Origin of the sequence: Cellvibrio fontiphilus (assembly GCF_042646205.1) — a bacterium.
Taxonomy (GTDB): domain Bacteria; phylum Pseudomonadota; class Gammaproteobacteria; order Pseudomonadales; family Cellvibrionaceae; genus Cellvibrio; species Cellvibrio fontiphilus_A.
Genome location: NZ_JBHRTF010000004.1, coordinates 511,470 through 528,456, shown reverse-complemented (window position 1 = coordinate 528,456; position 16,987 = coordinate 511,470). Strand labels below are relative to the sequence as shown.

11 protein-coding genes are annotated in these 16,987 nt (G+C 48.3%); 2 read left to right on the top strand and 9 right to left on the bottom strand.

Annotated elements, in window-relative coordinates; translation table 11 throughout:
• Position 1: 1 nt before the first annotated feature.
• Positions 2–1,135: a hypothetical protein gene (locus ACFODX_RS10940; RefSeq protein WP_378119000.1), complete on the top strand. Its 1,134-nt coding sequence runs from the start codon at positions 2–4 to the stop codon at positions 1,133–1,135.
• Between the two features lie 58 nt (positions 1,136–1,193).
• On the opposite strand, the gene ACFODX_RS10935 is transcribed toward ACFODX_RS10940, so the two are convergent.
• The 9 genes from ACFODX_RS10935 to ACFODX_RS10895 form a co-directional block, all read right to left on the bottom strand.
• Complete coding sequence (locus ACFODX_RS10935; protein ID WP_378118998.1) at positions 1,194–2,768, bottom strand: aldehyde dehydrogenase (NADP(+)); 1,575 nt, start codon at positions 2,766–2,768, stop codon at positions 1,194–1,196.
• A gap of 45 nt (positions 2,769–2,813) precedes the next feature.
• On the bottom strand, positions 2,814–3,740 hold the full coding sequence (gene kdgD / locus ACFODX_RS10930) for a 5-dehydro-4-deoxyglucarate dehydratase (RefSeq protein ID WP_378118996.1): 927 nt from the start codon (positions 3,738–3,740) through the stop codon (positions 2,814–2,816).
• Between the two features lie 243 nt (positions 3,741–3,983).
• Complete coding sequence (garD, locus tag ACFODX_RS10925) at positions 3,984–5,531, bottom strand: galactarate dehydratase (protein WP_378118994.1); 1,548 nt, start codon at positions 5,529–5,531, stop codon at positions 3,984–3,986.
• Between the two features lie 52 nt (positions 5,532–5,583).
• Positions 5,584–6,963, bottom strand: a complete 1,380-nt coding sequence (locus ACFODX_RS10920) for an MFS transporter (protein ID WP_378118991.1) — start codon at positions 6,961–6,963, stop codon at positions 5,584–5,586.
• A 167-nt stretch (positions 6,964–7,130) separates the two neighbouring features.
• Positions 7,131–8,297 (bottom strand): lactonase family protein, encoded by a 1,167-nt coding sequence (locus ACFODX_RS10915; RefSeq protein WP_378118989.1) that lies wholly within the window; start codon positions 8,295–8,297, stop codon positions 7,131–7,133.
• A gap of 10 nt (positions 8,298–8,307) precedes the next feature.
• A complete protein-coding gene (locus ACFODX_RS10910) occupies positions 8,308–9,675 on the bottom strand; it encodes a glycoside hydrolase family 28 protein (RefSeq protein ID WP_378118987.1) in 1,368 nt (455 codons plus the stop codon).
• A gap of 80 nt (positions 9,676–9,755) precedes the next feature.
• Positions 9,756–10,970 carry a glycoside hydrolase family 88/105 protein gene (locus ACFODX_RS10905; RefSeq protein ID WP_378118985.1) on the bottom strand — a complete coding sequence of 405 codons (1,215 nt, stop codon included), beginning with the start codon at positions 10,968–10,970 and terminating at the stop codon, positions 9,756–9,758.
• 101 nt (positions 10,971–11,071) lie between these two features.
• On the bottom strand, positions 11,072–14,008 hold the full coding sequence (locus tag ACFODX_RS10900; RefSeq protein ID WP_378118983.1) for a TonB-dependent receptor: 2,937 nt from the start codon (positions 14,006–14,008) through the stop codon (positions 11,072–11,074).
• 432 nt (positions 14,009–14,440) lie between these two features.
• Positions 14,441–15,331, bottom strand: coding sequence for a LysR family transcriptional regulator (locus ACFODX_RS10895; RefSeq protein WP_378118981.1), 891 nt, complete (start codon positions 15,329–15,331; stop codon positions 14,441–14,443).
• Between the two features lie 860 nt (positions 15,332–16,191).
• Here ACFODX_RS10895 and ACFODX_RS10890 point away from each other — a divergent pair.
• Positions 16,192–16,983 (top strand): hypothetical protein, encoded by a 792-nt coding sequence (locus tag ACFODX_RS10890; RefSeq protein ID WP_378118979.1) that lies wholly within the window; start codon positions 16,192–16,194, stop codon positions 16,981–16,983.
• Positions 16,984–16,987 lie beyond the last annotated feature (4 nt).

Genomic DNA, 16,987 nt, shown 5'->3' with positions numbered 1-16,987 from the left:
CATGAGCCAGGGGCAAAATTCATCCATTCAGCGCGAACAGAATGAACGCCTCATTCTGTTGCTAATGCGTGAACACCGGCAATTGTCAAAAACAGACATAGCGCTGCTGACCGGACTGACCTACCCCGCCGTGGCAAGAATTGTGGACACACTGGCAACTAAATGTTTGGTGAGAAAAAAAGGCACAGAGAAAAAACAGATGGGCAAACCCACTGCCCTGTATGAAATTGAAGCCAATGGCCGCTTGGCGCTGGGTATAGAAATTCTCAGTGACACACTCGCAATTGCCGTGATTAATTTTCACGGCAACATCCTGATGATTCAGAAGCACCCACTCAAGCAGCAAACAACCGCCGCCGTTGCAGAGCAAATTTATCTCCGCGTAATTGAACTGGTGACATCCATGCCACTGGAGCAACAGCGAGCACTGGATGGAATAGGAATTGTTGGCAGCAGTAGGGACAATATCTGTTTGGCAGAAATAACAAGCCAGCTCACCAACCAGCTAAAATCTCAACATCACCAATCGCTGCATCAACTCACCGCCGGTATTGCCACGCAGGGCATTGCCGCCGCGGCGGCGGAACTCATCACCAACCCCGCGCGAGCAAATAAACAGCTGCTGTATATTTATATCGGCAACGACATAGATGGCTGTTTTATTTTTGCCAATAAAATTAACCACCACAGGCCCAGTGAAAAACCTTTTCTCGCCTCAATGCCGGTCGGCCTGCCATCGCAAACTTCCGGCCGCAACACCGGCAGCGATTCGCTCAACACCCAAGCATCACTCAACAGTCTGCATCGGCAACTGGATCTAACCTGTGCATCATCTGGAAATCATTTGGATTGGCAACAGCTCAACCCAATAACCCATAAAGTTGTCGCCGACTGGTTTCAAAATGCCGCCCGAGCCTTGGCCTTTTCCATTGAAGCCAGCGCCAGTTTGCATCAACTGGATGAAATTATTATTAGCTCGCCCATCTCACCCGACTGGTTGCACACGCTCATCAACCAGATAAAAGACAACACCAGCTTACCGCTACAAAAAAAGATTCGCAGCGGTGTAGCGGGAGAGAATAAATTAATTATCGGCGCAGCAGCGCTGATGTTGATCGACACCCCAAAAGGATAAATACGCGCACACAGCGCAGCTGCTCGCGTCAGGAGTAACGCTGGGCAAGTTGAATTATTTACTCCGCCTTGCCCTCCACCAGACGTTTCCATTGCAGTGGATTTTCATCGCGCAGTTCAGCGGGCAGTAATTCAGAGGGCAAGTCCTGGTAGCAGACGGGGCGTAAAAAACGCTCCAGTGCCGCGGTGCCGACTGATGTGGTGCGCACATCGGTTGTGGCGGGCCAGGGGCCGCCGTGAACCATAGCGTTGCATACTTCCACGCCTGTCGGCCAACCGTTGGCGAGTATGCGCCCGGCCTTGCGCTCCAAGAGCGGCAGCAGTTGTTGCGCAAAGGTAAAATCAGCGGCGTTGAGCTGCAGGCTGGCGGTTAATTGCCCGTCCAAATGGCTCACTACTTTTATCAATTCTTGTTCATCGCGGCAGCGCACCAATAGCGATGCGGCGCCAAACATTTCCTCGTGCAAATTAGGGTCAGCTAAAAACGCGCTGGCGCTGGTGGCAAATAAAACTGCGCGACAACTGTTGGGCGACGCAGCCTCTGGCCCCTGCGCCAGGGTTTGCACTTTGCTGTTATTGGCGATGCAGGCGGTGCTGCGCTCATAGGCGTTGTGAATGCCTGGGCTGAGCATGGTTTGCGCATTCGCTGCTTGCAATGACTGACTGGCGGATTGCACAAACTGATCCAGTGCCGGGCTTTCTATCGCCAACAATAAACCGGGATTCGTACAAAATTGGCCTGCACCCATAGTGAGCGATGCCACAAATTGCCGCCCCAAATCATCGGCTTTTTCCGCGAGTGCACCCGGCAATAACAACACCGGGTTGAGTGCACTTAATTCACCATAAAATGGAATGGGTTGCGCGCGCGCTTGTGCAATACGCATCAGCGCGATACCACCCGCGCGCGAGCCGGTAAAACCTACCGCTTGAATAACCGGATGCGCCACCAGTGCTGCACCCACTTCGGCGCCGGCACCAAAAATCAGCGAAAAAACGCCTTCGGGTAAATTACATTCCGCCACTGCTTTTTGAATCGCCTGCCCCACCAATTCCGAGGTGCCCGGGTGCGCAGAATGGCCTTTCACAATCACCGGACAGCCGGCCGCTAAAGCCGATGCGGTATCGCCACCGGCAACCGAAAACGCGAGCGGAAAATTACTCGCACCAAATACCGCCACCGGGCCCAGTGCAATACGACGCTGACGTAAATCTGCACGTGGCAGCGGTGTGCGTTCAGGTTGACGCGGATCGATCCGCACGCGGTTTTGCTCACCGGAGGTAATAGTAGCGGCAAACAAACGCAACTGATTACAGGTGCGTGCGCGCTCACCTTCCAAACGCGCCTTGGGTAAACCTGTCTCGGCCATAGCGCGGGTAATTAATTCATCACCAAGCGCTTCAATCTGGCACGCGATAATATTTAAAAAATTCGCACGCACTGCAGCAGGTTGCTGGCGATAAACATCAAACGCCTGTTCGGCCAATTCACAAGCGCGCGCCACATCGTCAGCACCACCCAGAGTGTATGCTGGTTCAAGTGTTTGACCGGTGGCAGGGTTAACGGCATGCAACACACCTTTATTCCCTGCTACTTGTTGGGCACCGAGTAATAATTTTCCGCTTAACGTCATAACAACAACCCTTTAGCAAACCGGCAACAGCTTATTAACCAGTGATTAAAAAACAATATTTTTGATGCGCGCTACCAATGCGGACAACTCTGCTACTTCTGCCTCGGTTAAATCGGTGAGCGGTGTGCGCACGGGGCCGGCATCGCGCCCGACCACTTTCATACCGGCTTTTACAATGGATACCGCATAACCCTGTTTGCGATTGCGAATATTAATGTAGGGCAACACAAATTCATTGAGCGCTGCATAAACTTTGGCGTAATCGCGTGCGCGCACAGCTTTATAAAAATTCAGGGCGAATTCGGGTACAAAATTAAAAATCGCCGATGAATAGGTAGTCACACCCATTTCCAAATAGGGCAAGGCAAAGGTTTCAGCCGTTGGCAAACCGCCAATGTAAGTGAGACGATCACCCAAGCGTGCATAAATGCGCGTCATTAATTCGATATCGCCGATACCATCTTTGTAACCCACCAAATTGGGGCAGCGCTCAGCCAAACGCGCCAGCTCCACATCATCCAAACGCTGGTTTGCGCGATTGTAAACAATCACACCCAGCTTGGTGGATTTACAAATGGCTTCTACGTGCGCAGCAACACCGTCTTTAGAGGCTTCGGTTAAATAAGGTGGCAATAACAAAATACCATCCGCGCCGGCAGCTTCAGCGGCCTGGCAATATTCAATAGAAACCGCCGTGCCACCGCCCGCCGGTGCAATAACCGGAATGTGTTTGGTTTCTTCCACCGCAGCGCGCACAACACGGTCAACTTCTTTTTGTGTGAGCGAGAAAAACTCACCCGTGCCACCCGCCGCAAACATGGCTGCCGCATCGTGTTTAAACAGCCAATTTAAGTTGGCGCGATAGGCGTCCTCATCAAAAGAATAATCGCTCGCTTTAAAATGAGTAATCGGGAAAGACAATAAACCGCTGCCAACAACTTGTGCAAACTCTGTGGGTGAATAACGGGTCACGACGTATCGCTCCTCTAGTGGATAGTAGGAACAAATTTTTGCACCCGAATCTATAAGGGTAAAGATTAATTGCTGACTGGGTTAATACGGTTTTTGTATTGATATAAAACAGGAAAAATAAGAGAGAAGATAAATGAGGCAAGAGAAAAAATATAAAAGCAAGGAGATAGCAAAAAACGCACAGCACTAACGGCAATCAATTTATTGCCTGTTGTGCTGTGCGTTTATCGGTAGGATTTTGTATTAAGTCACAGGCGCGGGATTAAACAACACCAACGCATTGTGCAACTTCCACTGCTCCGCCCAGGTTTTTTTACCACTGGCGACATCCAGCATCAATTGAAAGACTTCCCAGCCCAATTGTTCAATGGTTTTTTCGCCATCGGCAATTTGACCGGCGTTGACGTCCATCAAATCATGCCAGCGACGCGCCAGGTCAGTGCGCGTTGCCACTTTAATGACCGGGCATTCAGCCAAGCCATAGGGTGTGCCGCGCCCCGTAGTGAAAATATGCAGGTTCATACCCGCCGCCAATTGCAAAGTGCCACAAATAAAATCACTTGCGGGTGTGGAGTTGTACACCAAACCATGGGGAATTTTTTTATCGCGCAAACGCTCACCCGGAGCAACCACTCCCACAATCGGCGAAGAACCCGACTTCACGATGGAACCCATGGCCTTTTCCACAATATTGGATAGCCCGCCTTTTTTATTGCCCGGCGTAGTATTTGCGCTGCGATCTACCATGCCGGCGGCCAGGTAATCGTCGTACCACTGCATTTCGTGAATAATGGCTTGGGCAACATCGGCATTGGCAGCACGGGAAGTTAATTGATCTATTCCATCGCGCACTTCGGTATTTTCCGAAAACATGACGGTTGCACCGGCGCGCACTAATAAATCTGCAGCAAAACCCAAAGCCGGGTTGGCGGTAATGCCGGAGAATGCATCGCTACCGCCACACTGCATACCCACCACCAATTCCGATGCGGGACAAGTTTCGCGCTGGCGTTTATTCAACCGGATTAAATGGGTTTCCGCTTGCTGCATAATCGATTCGATCATGCTCATAAAACCAATATGCTGCTCATCCTGCAGGCACACGACTTGTGGGCCATCCACCAGCGTAGCGGGAATAGTGTCCGGCGGCATTAACCGCGCAGGCTGCATTTTTTCGCAGCCCAAACTCACAATCATTACCTCACCACCAAAGTTGGGGTTGAGCGCAATATTTCTGAGTGTGCGAATAGGAATCGGCGCATTGGGTGCATCGATTGCAACACCACAACCATAACTGTGCGCCAAACCCACTACACCATCCACGTTGGGATATTTAGGCAACAATTCTTCGCGAATGCGTTTTACGGCAAATTCCACTACACCGGCCACACACTGTACGGTTTGGCTAATGGCCAAAATATTGCGCGTACCCACACTGCCATCGGCATTGCGATAACCTTGAAACGTGTAACCACTTAGCGGCTCAACGGCCGCGGCAATACGCGTTGCTATGGGCAAATTTTCCAAACCCAAAGCCGGTGGCATTTCCAGTAAATTTTCATTTACCCAAGCGCCCGCGACAATGGTTTGTTTAGCGCGACCAATCACTACGTTATAGCGAATAACCGCATTGCCCTGCGCAATAGTTTCCAAGGCAACCTTATGGCCCTGGGGAATATTTTCAACAAGCGACAAACCATCGGCCACTTGTGTTCCTGCGGGCAATCCACCAGCAGTTACCACTACGGCAACATTGTCCGCCGGATGCATTTTGATAAGCAGTTGGGTCATGCAAAACCTCTACTAAAAATAGGTAGCGCTTGTTTTAAAAAAATCGCGCAATTTATACCGATGCTTTTTCAGTTGTTTGGCTATTCAAACATTTGCTTAAGGTGATACGTTTTATATCGCCCACAATAAACAGATAGCTGATAATCACCAGCGCAGCATGGGCGCCGACATAGGCAAGTGCTCCTGCAAACGAACCGGTGCTATGCACTATGTAACCAATCACAATGGGCGTCACTATGCCCGCGGAATTACCAAAGGTATTGAATAATCCACCGGAAAGGCCGCCGGCCTCTTTGGGCGACGTGTCAGCAACTACGGCCCAACCCAAAGCGCCCACACCCTTGCCAAAAAATGCGAGCGACATAATCGCAATAATCAGCGCATCGGTATCCACATAATTGCAGGCGATCATGGAAGTGGACATCAGCATACCGACTACAATCGGCAATTTGCGCGCAAAGGTCAGTGAGTAACCTTTTTTTAATAATCGATCCGAAAACCAACCACCGGAAACACCACCAAGGAAACCGGCAATGGCTGGCAGCGATGCTAAAAAACCGGCCTGCAAAATATTCATGCCGCGCTCTTGCACTAAATAGAGTGGGAACCAGGTGAGGAAAAAATAAGTCAGTGCGTTAATACAATACTGGCCAATATACACACCCAGCAGCATGCGTGAACTTAATAATTCTTTAATACAGGCCAGGGTATTCACAGCAGGAGTTTGCTGCTGACGATGACTATCCAATTCGACCAGCGCGCCGCCTTGGGCAATATAATCCAGCTCACTGCGGCTCACACCGGGGTGTTCTTTGGGGCTGTAAATAACCTTGAGCCAAATCATCGCAATAACAATGCCCAGCCCGCCCATAAAATAAAAAATACTTTGCCAGCCAAAGCTGTACACCATCCACCCCATCAGCGGTGCAAAAGCAACGGTGGCAAAATATTGTGCGGAATTAAAAATGGAGGCCGCCAAGCCGCGCTCATGGGTAGGGAACCAAGCCGAGGTAATACGGCTATTGCCGGGAAAGGCCGGCGCTTCTGCGGCGCCCACCAATAATCGCAATACAATTAATAACACCAGCGCCGCTGCGCCATAAAAAAAGCCAACAAAACCCTGCAATAAGGTAAACAGCGACCAGAGGAAAATACTGAAAAAATAAGTGATTTTGGAGCCGAACTTATCTAGCAACCAACCACCGGGAATTTGCGCCAATACATAAGACCAGGCAAAGGCTGAAAATACATAACCCATTTGCAGCGATGTTAAACCAAGGTCTTTGGCAAGGTCGGGGCCGGCAATGGCAATAGTGGCGCGATCGGCATAATTGATAGTAGTGGCAACAAATAACATCGCCAAAATTCCCCAGCGTGTGCGCGATGCCGCCGATATTTTGCTGGTGGAGCTAATCACTGGTGCGCTGCCCATGACTTTTACCTCTCAACGTCTTGGCTTTTTATTGTTAATTTTCTTTTGGTCAGGCGACAAATTCGCACTGTCAATTTTGCGAGCTTATTATTACCGAATCAAACCAATCGATAACTAAATTGATTTACTTTGAGCATGAATAAATGTGGCAGGCTAGTGGTTATAACTCAGGGCGCGGGTTTAGGGAGCTCAACAATCTCTACCCAGGCCGGATTTTTTCCGGTTGAATGCGCACCGAGCAAACGCAATTGGCCGCTATTTTGGTCGATGGCATAAATACTCATACGCTGCGATAGCTGGCCAACCACCGCCAACCATTTACCATCAGGCGAGATACTAAACGCACGCGGCTGCTGTTCAGTTGACCAACTACCAACAGGCGTTAAACGCCCGCTGCGATGATCGACACTAAAGCCCACAAGCTGACTGGTGCTGCGCTCGGTGGCATAGATAAAGCGCCCGCCTGCTGTCAGGTGTATGTCTGCAGCCCAAGCTTTTTTGGTGGCACTGGTGAGCAAATGGCTTTGTAATAAACTCGCCTTACCACTGCGAGCATTGCGTTTATACACCTGTAAACTGCCGGCCAACTCATTAAGCAAATATAAAAATTCCCCTGTGGTAGAAAACACAAAATGTCGCGGGCCTGAACCTGGCGCCGTGTGCAGTGCTGGCGTTTGGGCAGGCTCAAGTGTTTTGACGCTAGACGCATTTTTATTTAAGCGAAAATAATCCACACGATCACTGCCTAACAGGGAAACATAAATAAATTGATTTGCCGGATCTGCAGTCACCTGATGCGGGTGCAGGCCAAGTGGAATGACACTGGATTCGGCCAAAGGAACACCCTGTTTATTGAGCGGATGAAGGTGCAGGCTATTCCCGCTATAAGACACGGCAAACAAAAACCGGCCGCTGGCATCCAGTGCAATATTTGCCATATTTTGTGTAAGCGGCACAGCGGCGCGCTCACTTAAATGGCCCGTTGCGGGATCAATTGAAAATGTCAGCAGCTGATAAGGTTGTGAGCGGGTCGCAGCATAGAGCAAAGGTTTATCGCCAGGCGATTTACCGGGAGGCAATTCAAGAGACAACTCACCAGGAGACAATTCACCAGAGGACAATGCCATAGGCATAACCGCGCCGCCGACGGGCACAGTTTGCTGCAGGGTTAGATGATTGGCTTCAAGATCAAAACCAAATACAGAGATCGAATGTGAATCGCTATTGGCGACATAAATAACATGGCGCGCCTGAGCAACAATTCCCGCTGTGCCCAACCAGAGCAACAGCAGGAATTTTACGCTACGCAGCAAATGCAGGGAGCGGTATCGCAAGGACTAAGACCTATTCAAAATGAGCCGATAGTTTTTGGCCGTTAACCTGCACATCACTAAAGGTCACATTTTTCAAACCAGTGAACTCCATAAATTCACCGGCGGATTTAACCTTGATGTTTTTAAACAACACGTCTTCCAACGGCTGCACTTCCGGTGCATGGCTGATAAAAAAGGTGTCCACTTTTTCAACAGCAATATTTTCAAACACTATATCCTGGTAGCGCGAAGGAAAGTTTCCCCCCAAATAACCCGCCACGTAGCTTAAATCAAACCAAAATAAATATTTGGCAGTACCTATATTCATATTGCGGATACGCACATGCTCCACACTGCCGCCGCGATCCAGATTGGCTTTTAAACGAAATGCTGAAGTGCCTTTTAAATAATTGTTGTCAGTAAAATAGACGTTTTTAATCCCGCCCGACATTTCACTGCCCAGTCCTATGCCATCCTCACCATCTAACAAATTATTTCTCACCACAATATTTTCACTGGGGCGAGCAATGGTGCGGCCGTCCAAATCGCGACCGGACTTAATCACAATAGAATCATCGCCGGTTTTGAAATGATTGTTTTCAATCACTACCCAGCGCCCTGAATCAATATCAATTCCATCGTTATTGGCAAACATACTGTCCACTTTCACACCGCGCATTTGTGCGTGATCGGTATACACCAAATGGTTAACCCAAAACGGCGAATTTACCGCGGTGTAATCTTCCAGCAATACCCGCTCTGCGTTCACAATTTGAATCAGCGATGGGCGCAGGTAATGACCTTTACCAAATTGACGCTGCTCTAAGGGCACACCATCAAACCCCATCTGCCGCAATTTAGCGATGTCAGGTGCCTGCTTTTTTGCCCAACTTAAAAATTCACTTTTTGCATTGCCATCAATTTTGCCTTTACCGGTAATCGCTACATCGGTCACTTTATTGGCATAAATAAGCGGCGAGTAGCCGTAAATTTCCGTACCTTCCCAGCGGGTAAATACCACCGGCAGGTAGTGTTTGGTTTGCGCGCTAAACAATAAGGTAGCGCCCTCCTGCAGGTGTAAATTAATGCGGCTTTGCAATTGCACCGGACCATTGGATAACCAGGTGCCGGGTGGAATAACGACGCGCCCGCCGCCTGCTTGGGCGGCGGCATTAATGGCACGCATAATTGCCGGGCGCGCATCCGTTTTTGCATCCTTGGGCGCACCAAAAGCAGTAATGGGGAAATCCACTGCCGGAATTTTTGGCGCTTGGATCTTGGCAAGGATCACATCCATTTGCTGCCAATCTGAGGGTTTATAAAAATCGGTATTCGCTTGTGCCAGTGAAATCATTAAACACTGCACTAACACAACAAACAGGTTTCTTGTCATTTTCATCTTGAATTCTCTTTGGTTTTTATCGCCCGCACGTTTAGCGGCGCAGGGCAAACACTCACTATGCAATTCCAGACCAGGCATTATTGGAAAGCGGCAATTTCAACACCGGCCAATATAAAAGGCCCCAAGCCGTGAGGATCATCGGTGCGAATGGCTTCACTCACGTAATATTCAAAAGTACCGGTACGATAAGGCTCATTACCCAGCCCGGCACTGCCACAGGTATTTTTTAAATGCAGCTGACCTTGTTTATCAAATTCAGTATGGCCCTGCACTATGCCGTTAAAAATATCGGTGGCGATTTGTTGATACTTTTGTGGCAGGTATTTTTTATTCACCCCCTTGGCAAACGCGTAAGCAAACATGGCGCTGCCGGAGGTTTCCAGATAATTGCCGTAACGATCCCCCTGATCCGTGACTTGATACCAGAGGTGGCTGGGGTGCTGCACCGTCAACAATGCTTCCGCCAATTCATTCAACAGGCGAATTAATTCTTTGCGTTTTGGATGTTTAGCGGGGAAATAATCCAGAGTATCCACCAGCGCCATGGCGTACCAGCCCATGGAGCGCGACCAGAAATGTGGCGACAAGCCGGTGTCTTTATTCGCCCACAATTGTAGGTGGCTTTCATCCCAGGCGTGATAAAGCAATCCGGTTTTTGCATCGCGTGTTTTGCTTTCAATTAATAAAAATTGGTGCGCAATATCGTCAAAAGATTTGGCAGGCTCATTAAATTGCTGCGCGTACTGGGCGTAATAAGGTGCGCCCATATACAGGCCATCCAACCACATTTGCCAGGGGTAAATATTTTTATGCCAAAAACCGCCGCCAGTGGTGCGCGGTTGCCATTGCAGTTGCGTGCGCAGGGTTTGCATGGCAGTTAGATATCGTTTGTCCTGGTATTTTTCATGCAGCAGGAAAAGTAATTTCCCGGGGTTGATGGAATCTATATTGAATTCGGTAATCGCATACCCTTTGATTTTTCCATCGGCATCAATCAATTGATCGACAAAGGTTTTGGCATAAGCCAGGTAGGCCTCGTTACCGGTTTTTAAATACAGTTTTTGAAAACCATAGAGCACCAGCGAATAGGGATAGCCCCACTCAGGCTCTTTTAATTGCTTGAACTCACGCATAGCCCAGGCTTGCGGATGGCGCTGCATAATGGAATTAGCCATCAACTCGGTAGTAGCCAGCGCGCTGTTGTCGGTAGACGTTTGTGCGTGAACAGAAATGCAGAAGCTAAACATAGCACCAGCTATTAATAGCCGCACAGAGAAGAGAAATTTTTTCATGGCGATTGATCCAGGAAATAAAATTTGCAGGAGAACACTGAACCATCGGCAACTGCCAATGGTTCATTGGATTAATGCAGGAAAATAACGACTAATAAACCTTAGAAGGTCGCACGAAGACCCAAACTAATTTCACGACCGGTATTGTTGATCTCACGCACGAGGTTCAAATCGCCGCCTGATGCCTGCGGGCCGGTAGTGTAGAGACGCTCGTCCTCTTCAGTCAGGTTGATGACTTCCAGGCTCACTTTGACATTTTCAGTAATGTTATAAAACGCTGACATATCTACCCGGGTTGGGCCGCTGGTGTTTTCTGAATAGTTGAGATCACTACCGGGAATAGCAGTAACATAATCATCGCGACCATTCACTACCAAACGCGCACCAAACTGTTCGCGCTCAAAATAAACACCGTAGTTGTAGCTGTTTTCTGATAAGCCAGTAAGCGGACCTTTTACATCACCAAAACTGGTTTCATAAGTTGTTTCTGAACTGACATAGGTGTAGTTGGCAAACATACCTAAGCCTTCCAAGGCACTGGGCAGAAAGGTAAAGGGTTGCTGATAGGAAATTTCATAACCGTCCAGCGTTGAACCTTTACTATTAACGGAAGTATTGATATTCCAGTTGCCATCCAATGAAACAACATTGGGATCATAAGACGGTGAATTGGGATTGTACTGAGGATAAGCGCTGCCAATAATATTGCGCAGCTCCGGTGTTAAGGTGGTGTTAACCACTTTGCCCAGCACAAAACTGTCAATATCTTTGCGGAAGAAAGTAATACCCAACACAGCCTCTTCAGCAAAATACCATTCAAATCCCAAATCAATTGCATCGGCAATCGTTGGATTCAACGCGGGATTTCCCACAGACACATTACCGTTGACGGGTGTTGCATTGACCGTTGCGGTCATACTGGCCAAACCGGGGCGAGTCAAATTTCTATTCGCACTCAAACGCACCACAAAATCTTCCACCACTTCCAATGTGGCGTTAGCTGATGGCAGCCACTCAGCGTAATCATTAGTTAATTTACTTTCACTTTCACCTGCAACACCGAGCGACGTTACTTCAGTTTCTACATAACGCAAACCACCATTTACCATCAATGGCATACCTGCCAATTCCATATTGCGGTTGTATTCCACATAGGCACCAGCAGTCTCTTCGGTAATATCAAAAGTTTGACCACTATTTTTTTGTAGCTCAAATGAACCGGCATTGTACGCAGCGCGAGTTGCAGCAAAATCTGCAATCACAAAGTCAGTGGGGAAACCACCCGGTGGATTCACCGCATCACCGTAGCCATTGGTTACCGCCGATAAGGTTGTTACCAAACCGCGCGTCGCTTCGGTAATCGGCAAAATAAAGGCGCTGCCCGAACCTGTACTGACTCTGGCGACAGGCTCAGTGATAGAGCCAGCAACCGGCTGATAGCGCTCAGAGGAAATATTGCGCTCATTAAAGATGACACCGGTTTTTACACTGGATTCATCCAGATCCCAAGTAAGGTCTGAGCGGAAAGTATCATTATCGCGGTCAACAATATCTTTTTGAATGGTAGGCCCGGTGAAATGAAAATTGAGTGGGTCGGTTATATCAAAACCATAAGTCATTTCTGCTATGTCACTATTCGCGCGGAAATCATAAGAGAAATAAGTGGGGTTTAAACCATTAATCGCTTGACGGCGTGGCGCGGCGGGATTGGTGTAACTTGCGTTAAGTGCATCCAGATTAAACCGATACTGCTCTTCATCGTGTACGACATTGGCATTACCGAACATTACATCCAATTTTAAATTATCGGTTAAATCTATTTTTCCCGACAGCACCACCTGCTCAAATTCAGTATCACTAAATTGACCGCGACTTTCAGAACGCGGACTAACACCAGTAAATTCACCGGCTACCGCCACACGGCCAGCATCATCCAACACAATGCTAGTTGGAGTTGTGGTATTAAAAACATTGCGGAATTGCGCAAAGAAATTATACGAAGTAACTTCGGTACTTAACTGCGAATTTAAATAATCCAAGGTAAATTCCATTCTATCGTTAGGACGGAATTGGAAGGAGCCGGTCACACCGGTGCGTTCTTGGTCTGTGCTAAAAGAATCCATACGCGGCAGACGCGGGAACAACATAAAGTCGAGTTTTTTGTTTTGTAGTTGCTCCCTTAGTTCATCAGTTAAAAGCTCTTCTTGAAAAAGTGGACTCGAAGAATCATAGATTGGGTAATTAGCTAAAGGATTGGCAGTACCTTGAATATCAACAGCAGAATCATTGACAGGAAATTTTCTTTTGGAATTATCATGAGGCGAGGTATACCGCACACTGCCAAAACCTTCCTGGCGAATATTGCGCTCGGATTGGGCAAAACTCACCAGCACACCAAACTTATCGTCGGCAAAGGTATTGCTAAACATGCCCACTACGCGCGGGTCGTCTTCACCGGTTAAATTATCCACCGCCATAGAGCCGCCAATCACAGCGTGCGGGCCAGGGTTATCAAAAGGTTTGGCAGAATAGAGTTCCACGGTGGAGGCCAGGCCACCCTCTTCCAGTGAACCCTTGGACGATTTATTCAAAATAATTTTATTAAACAGTTCCGACGCAAATACATTGAAGTCAAACGAGCGGCCGCGGTTTACGCCGCCAGAGGAATCCAGACCACCGGTACTGGAGGGTACTTCCATGCCGTTTAAGGTGGTGGCAGAAAAACCGGGGCCAAGGCCGCGTACGGTAATATTTCTACCTTCACCGCCTTCGCGGGTAATGGCAACACCGGGCACACGCTGCAGGGATTCGGCGAGGTTAAGGTCGGGCATTTTGCCCATGTCTTCCGCCACAATCGCATCGACATTGTTGGCTGAGTTGCGTTTGGTATTTAGCGCGTTGGCTAAACTCGCGCGAAAACTGCCGGTAACAATCACTTCCTCCAGCTCTGCGTCTGCTGCATCCTGCGCATAACTAACCGCGGGCAACATACTGGCGGCCATCGCCAGAACCAAGGGTTTGATGGTGAACTTACTCATAGAGACTCCTCGCTGCTTTTTTAATTTGGATAAGGTTTTAGAGTTATTCCTGTTATCCACTGCCGTTTTTCGATGCTTTCTATTTATAACTACTTGGCACTTTAAAACTCGTTTGTTGCACAGCAATGAGCTGCGACAAAAAATAAAAAGCCCACGCTTCTATTCAGAAGCATGGGAAGTTCGCTATGAGCGAATGTAGTTGGTTAACACTGGCGCGGTATTGTGAATGTACATATTCACCTCTCATGTTGAGTTGCGCAGAGCCTGATGGGCTTTATGGTTTGGCGGTATGCGATTTATTGCTGTTAGCGCTGCCCAAACCACGAGTTGATGTGATTGATTCTGAGCGCTGTTAGTGGATGAATCAAATCAATGAATAACTAAAACGATTTAATTCATGTATCAATCTCGCGGTGCAATTTCGCTATCAAGTCAGCTTTTAAATGCCGGCAGTACCTGATTCAGAAATATCTCCAGTGCGGGATTATTGTTGTCCTTGCGATAGCTATAGACCATTTCTACCGGCTTGGGCGGGGTGGTGGCGATTTGCCGCAATAAAATATCGTCAAAATGCAAACTGGTGGCCGATTTGGGAATAAGGGCCACACCAATACCGGATTGCACCAGCGCGAGCATGGTGTGCATTTGCGCTACATACTCCACGATTTGCGGCAGCACATCCTCCCGCTGGAAACAATTGGACAGCAGGTTGTGGAAGTAACGCGCCTCGTAAGGGGAATACATAAGGAAGGGTTTGTCTTGCAAGCAGGCCAGGGTCGGTTCGGCGGGCCAGAGATCGGCATCCTGTTTGGGAATGGCCAAGTAAAGCGCCTCCCCCGCGAGGAAAACCGTCTCCAATTCCCCTTCGTGATTGTGCGGGCGCACCAGGCCTATATCCAACACCCCGGAATGCAGGGCCTCCAGCTGGGCACCAGTGACCAGCTCTTTCAGGGTGAGCGAGACATCCGGCGCACATTCACGCAGCTTGCGCACCATGGCCGGCAGCAGGTGATAGCCGAAGGAGGCGGTAAAACCTATCGACAGCGAGCCCTTATCGCCTTTGGCGTTTCGGCGGGCGGTCGCAGCGGCTTCTTCCGCCAGTCGCAAGATGCGTGCTGCATCCGGGAAAAAGGCTTTGCCCGCGGCAGTGAGGCGAACGGTGCGACTGGTACGCTCCAACAGCTGCGCGCCGACATGATGCTCCAGCAAACGAATTTGTCGACTCAGGGGCGGCTGGGTCATATTCAGCCGCTCAGCCGCCCGGCTGAAATGCAACTCTTCGGCTACAGCCACAAAACAGCGCAACTGGCTGATCTCAAACATTTATTCACCCCCAGCATTAATGACACACAAACAATGCCATTTTTAGATGCCTGCAGAAGAAAATGCAAGCCAGCGCCCAGCCACCCCGCATTGCACATTGCATTGATAGTTATAGAAATTATTGGCAATAAGATTGAAACCGCCGCACCGCCCCCGAGCTTTTCCGTAAAAAAAATTGCGCTGCAATTCTCAACAGAAGTGTGATTTAACAAGCAACACAAGCCACCTGTCCGATGCGAATTGACACTTCTATTGTTTTAAGATTTTTTAAAATCGAATCAAAAAAATAAAAAATTCAGACATAAAAATCCCTACAGCCAATAAAAACAACGCATTGAATCAAGCGCCAAAATAAAGATTTAAGCGACAAAATAATTTTTTCGTGACTTATTCCGCCAGAGCAACTGAAATTTTAGTGGACTAGCACACAATATTTTGTATGATTTACGAGCAACATGACTGAGCACATCAATATCGCTTTTTGCAAAAGTTTTTCCACTGCAACCTCAGTGATTTGATGAACAACTAAAAAACATAAAATGATTAGCAAAAAACCAGTCAATTAGTTGTTGCACATAAATAATAAAAAGTTTGACCGAGCCGTGAGAGATAGCGCAATTCAACGCGCGCAATGCCCCGTAAAACGATGCGATTTATCTTTCGTTTTACAACCATCATCGACCAGCCACCTTCGTTTTTGTGCGTGCACATGACGCAGTGGTTTCTATTGCCTTAAAAATTCTTTTTGATTTTTTGAGCGGGCTTCCGCTTTTTTAAAATTTCAAAAAGTTAGCGCAATCATTTCGCTGCATAGCGATATTGATTGAATCAAAAACAACAATAGAAGAGCGGACTGGCTCATGAAAACCTTAATTGTGTATGTGCACTTAATTGCTGCCTGCGTAGCCGTGGGAATTATGCTAATTCAGGATCTGGCGCTGGCAAAAACGCGCGGCCAAAGCCTTTCAAAATTAGCAGTTGAAGAGTTACAGCGCGCGGCAAAAACCATTTCAATGGCACTAGTAGCGCTATGGGTTTCCGGCTTATTACTGGTAGTGATTGGCTATGCAGAAAACCCGCAGCAATACCTGTTAAATCAAAAGCTTTGGGCAAAATTTACCGTGGTGGGAATTCTCACGCTGAATGGTATTGCACTACACCATTTCAGTTTTCCGCGCGTTGTTTCCAGCCGCGGAATTTCTGGCTTGGGCAACATTGAAAAAACATTGGTGGTATTAACTGGCGTAGTGTCTAGTGTGTCCTGGTTATTTGCGTGTTACCTGGGCATAGCTCGCCCGTGGAATTACACAGTGAATTACAGTTTTGTTATGACGGTGTATTTCAGTTTGTTAATTCCTGCCTGCATTGGCGGTTGTATTTTAATTCACGCCTTGCGTTTTTTTCCGCAGGATTTTTTTCGCGAACCTGCGCATCAATCTTTTCCGGATGCAATTCGCCACCCGGCTCATCACCCGGTGCAACCACAACTAGCGCGCGACACTGTGCAGCGCTCGATTGCACCCGCGCAGAAAAAAGTTCGCCCGGCCACACATCACCCGGAGCCGCCACTACTTACTGACGCAATTCAATTACCCGATTCCATGCGGTTGGGCAATTCCATGCAAATGGCTAAACGCGCATCCAAAACATGAAATC

What these genes read in the sequence shown, in the direction of transcription:
- ACFODX_RS10940 (WP_378119000.1), top strand. Translation starts at nt 2, where the DNA reads ATGAGCCAGGGGCAAAATTCATCCATTCAGCGCGAACAGAATGAACGC.
- ACFODX_RS10935 (WP_378118998.1), bottom strand. Translation starts at nt 2,768, where the DNA reads ATGACGTTAAGCGGAAAATTATTACTCGGTGCCCAACAAGTAGCAGGG.
- garD (WP_378118994.1), bottom strand. Translation starts at nt 5,531, where the DNA reads ATGACCCAACTGCTTATCAAAATGCATCCGGCGGACAATGTTGCCGTA.
- ACFODX_RS10920 (WP_378118991.1), bottom strand. Translation starts at nt 6,963, where the DNA reads ATGGGCAGCGCACCAGTGATTAGCTCCACCAGCAAAATATCGGCGGCA.
- ACFODX_RS10910 (WP_378118987.1), bottom strand. Translation starts at nt 9,675, where the DNA reads ATGAAAATGACAAGAAACCTGTTTGTTGTGTTAGTGCAGTGTTTAATG.
- ACFODX_RS10905 (WP_378118985.1), bottom strand. Translation starts at nt 10,970, where the DNA reads ATGAAAAAATTTCTCTTCTCTGTGCGGCTATTAATAGCTGGTGCTATG.
- ACFODX_RS10900 (WP_378118983.1), bottom strand. Translation starts at nt 14,008, where the DNA reads ATGAGTAAGTTCACCATCAAACCCTTGGTTCTGGCGATGGCCGCCAGT.
- ACFODX_RS10895 (WP_378118981.1), bottom strand. Translation starts at nt 15,331, where the DNA reads ATGTTTGAGATCAGCCAGTTGCGCTGTTTTGTGGCTGTAGCCGAAGAG.
- ACFODX_RS10890 (WP_378118979.1), top strand. Translation starts at nt 16,192, where the DNA reads ATGAAAACCTTAATTGTGTATGTGCACTTAATTGCTGCCTGCGTAGCC.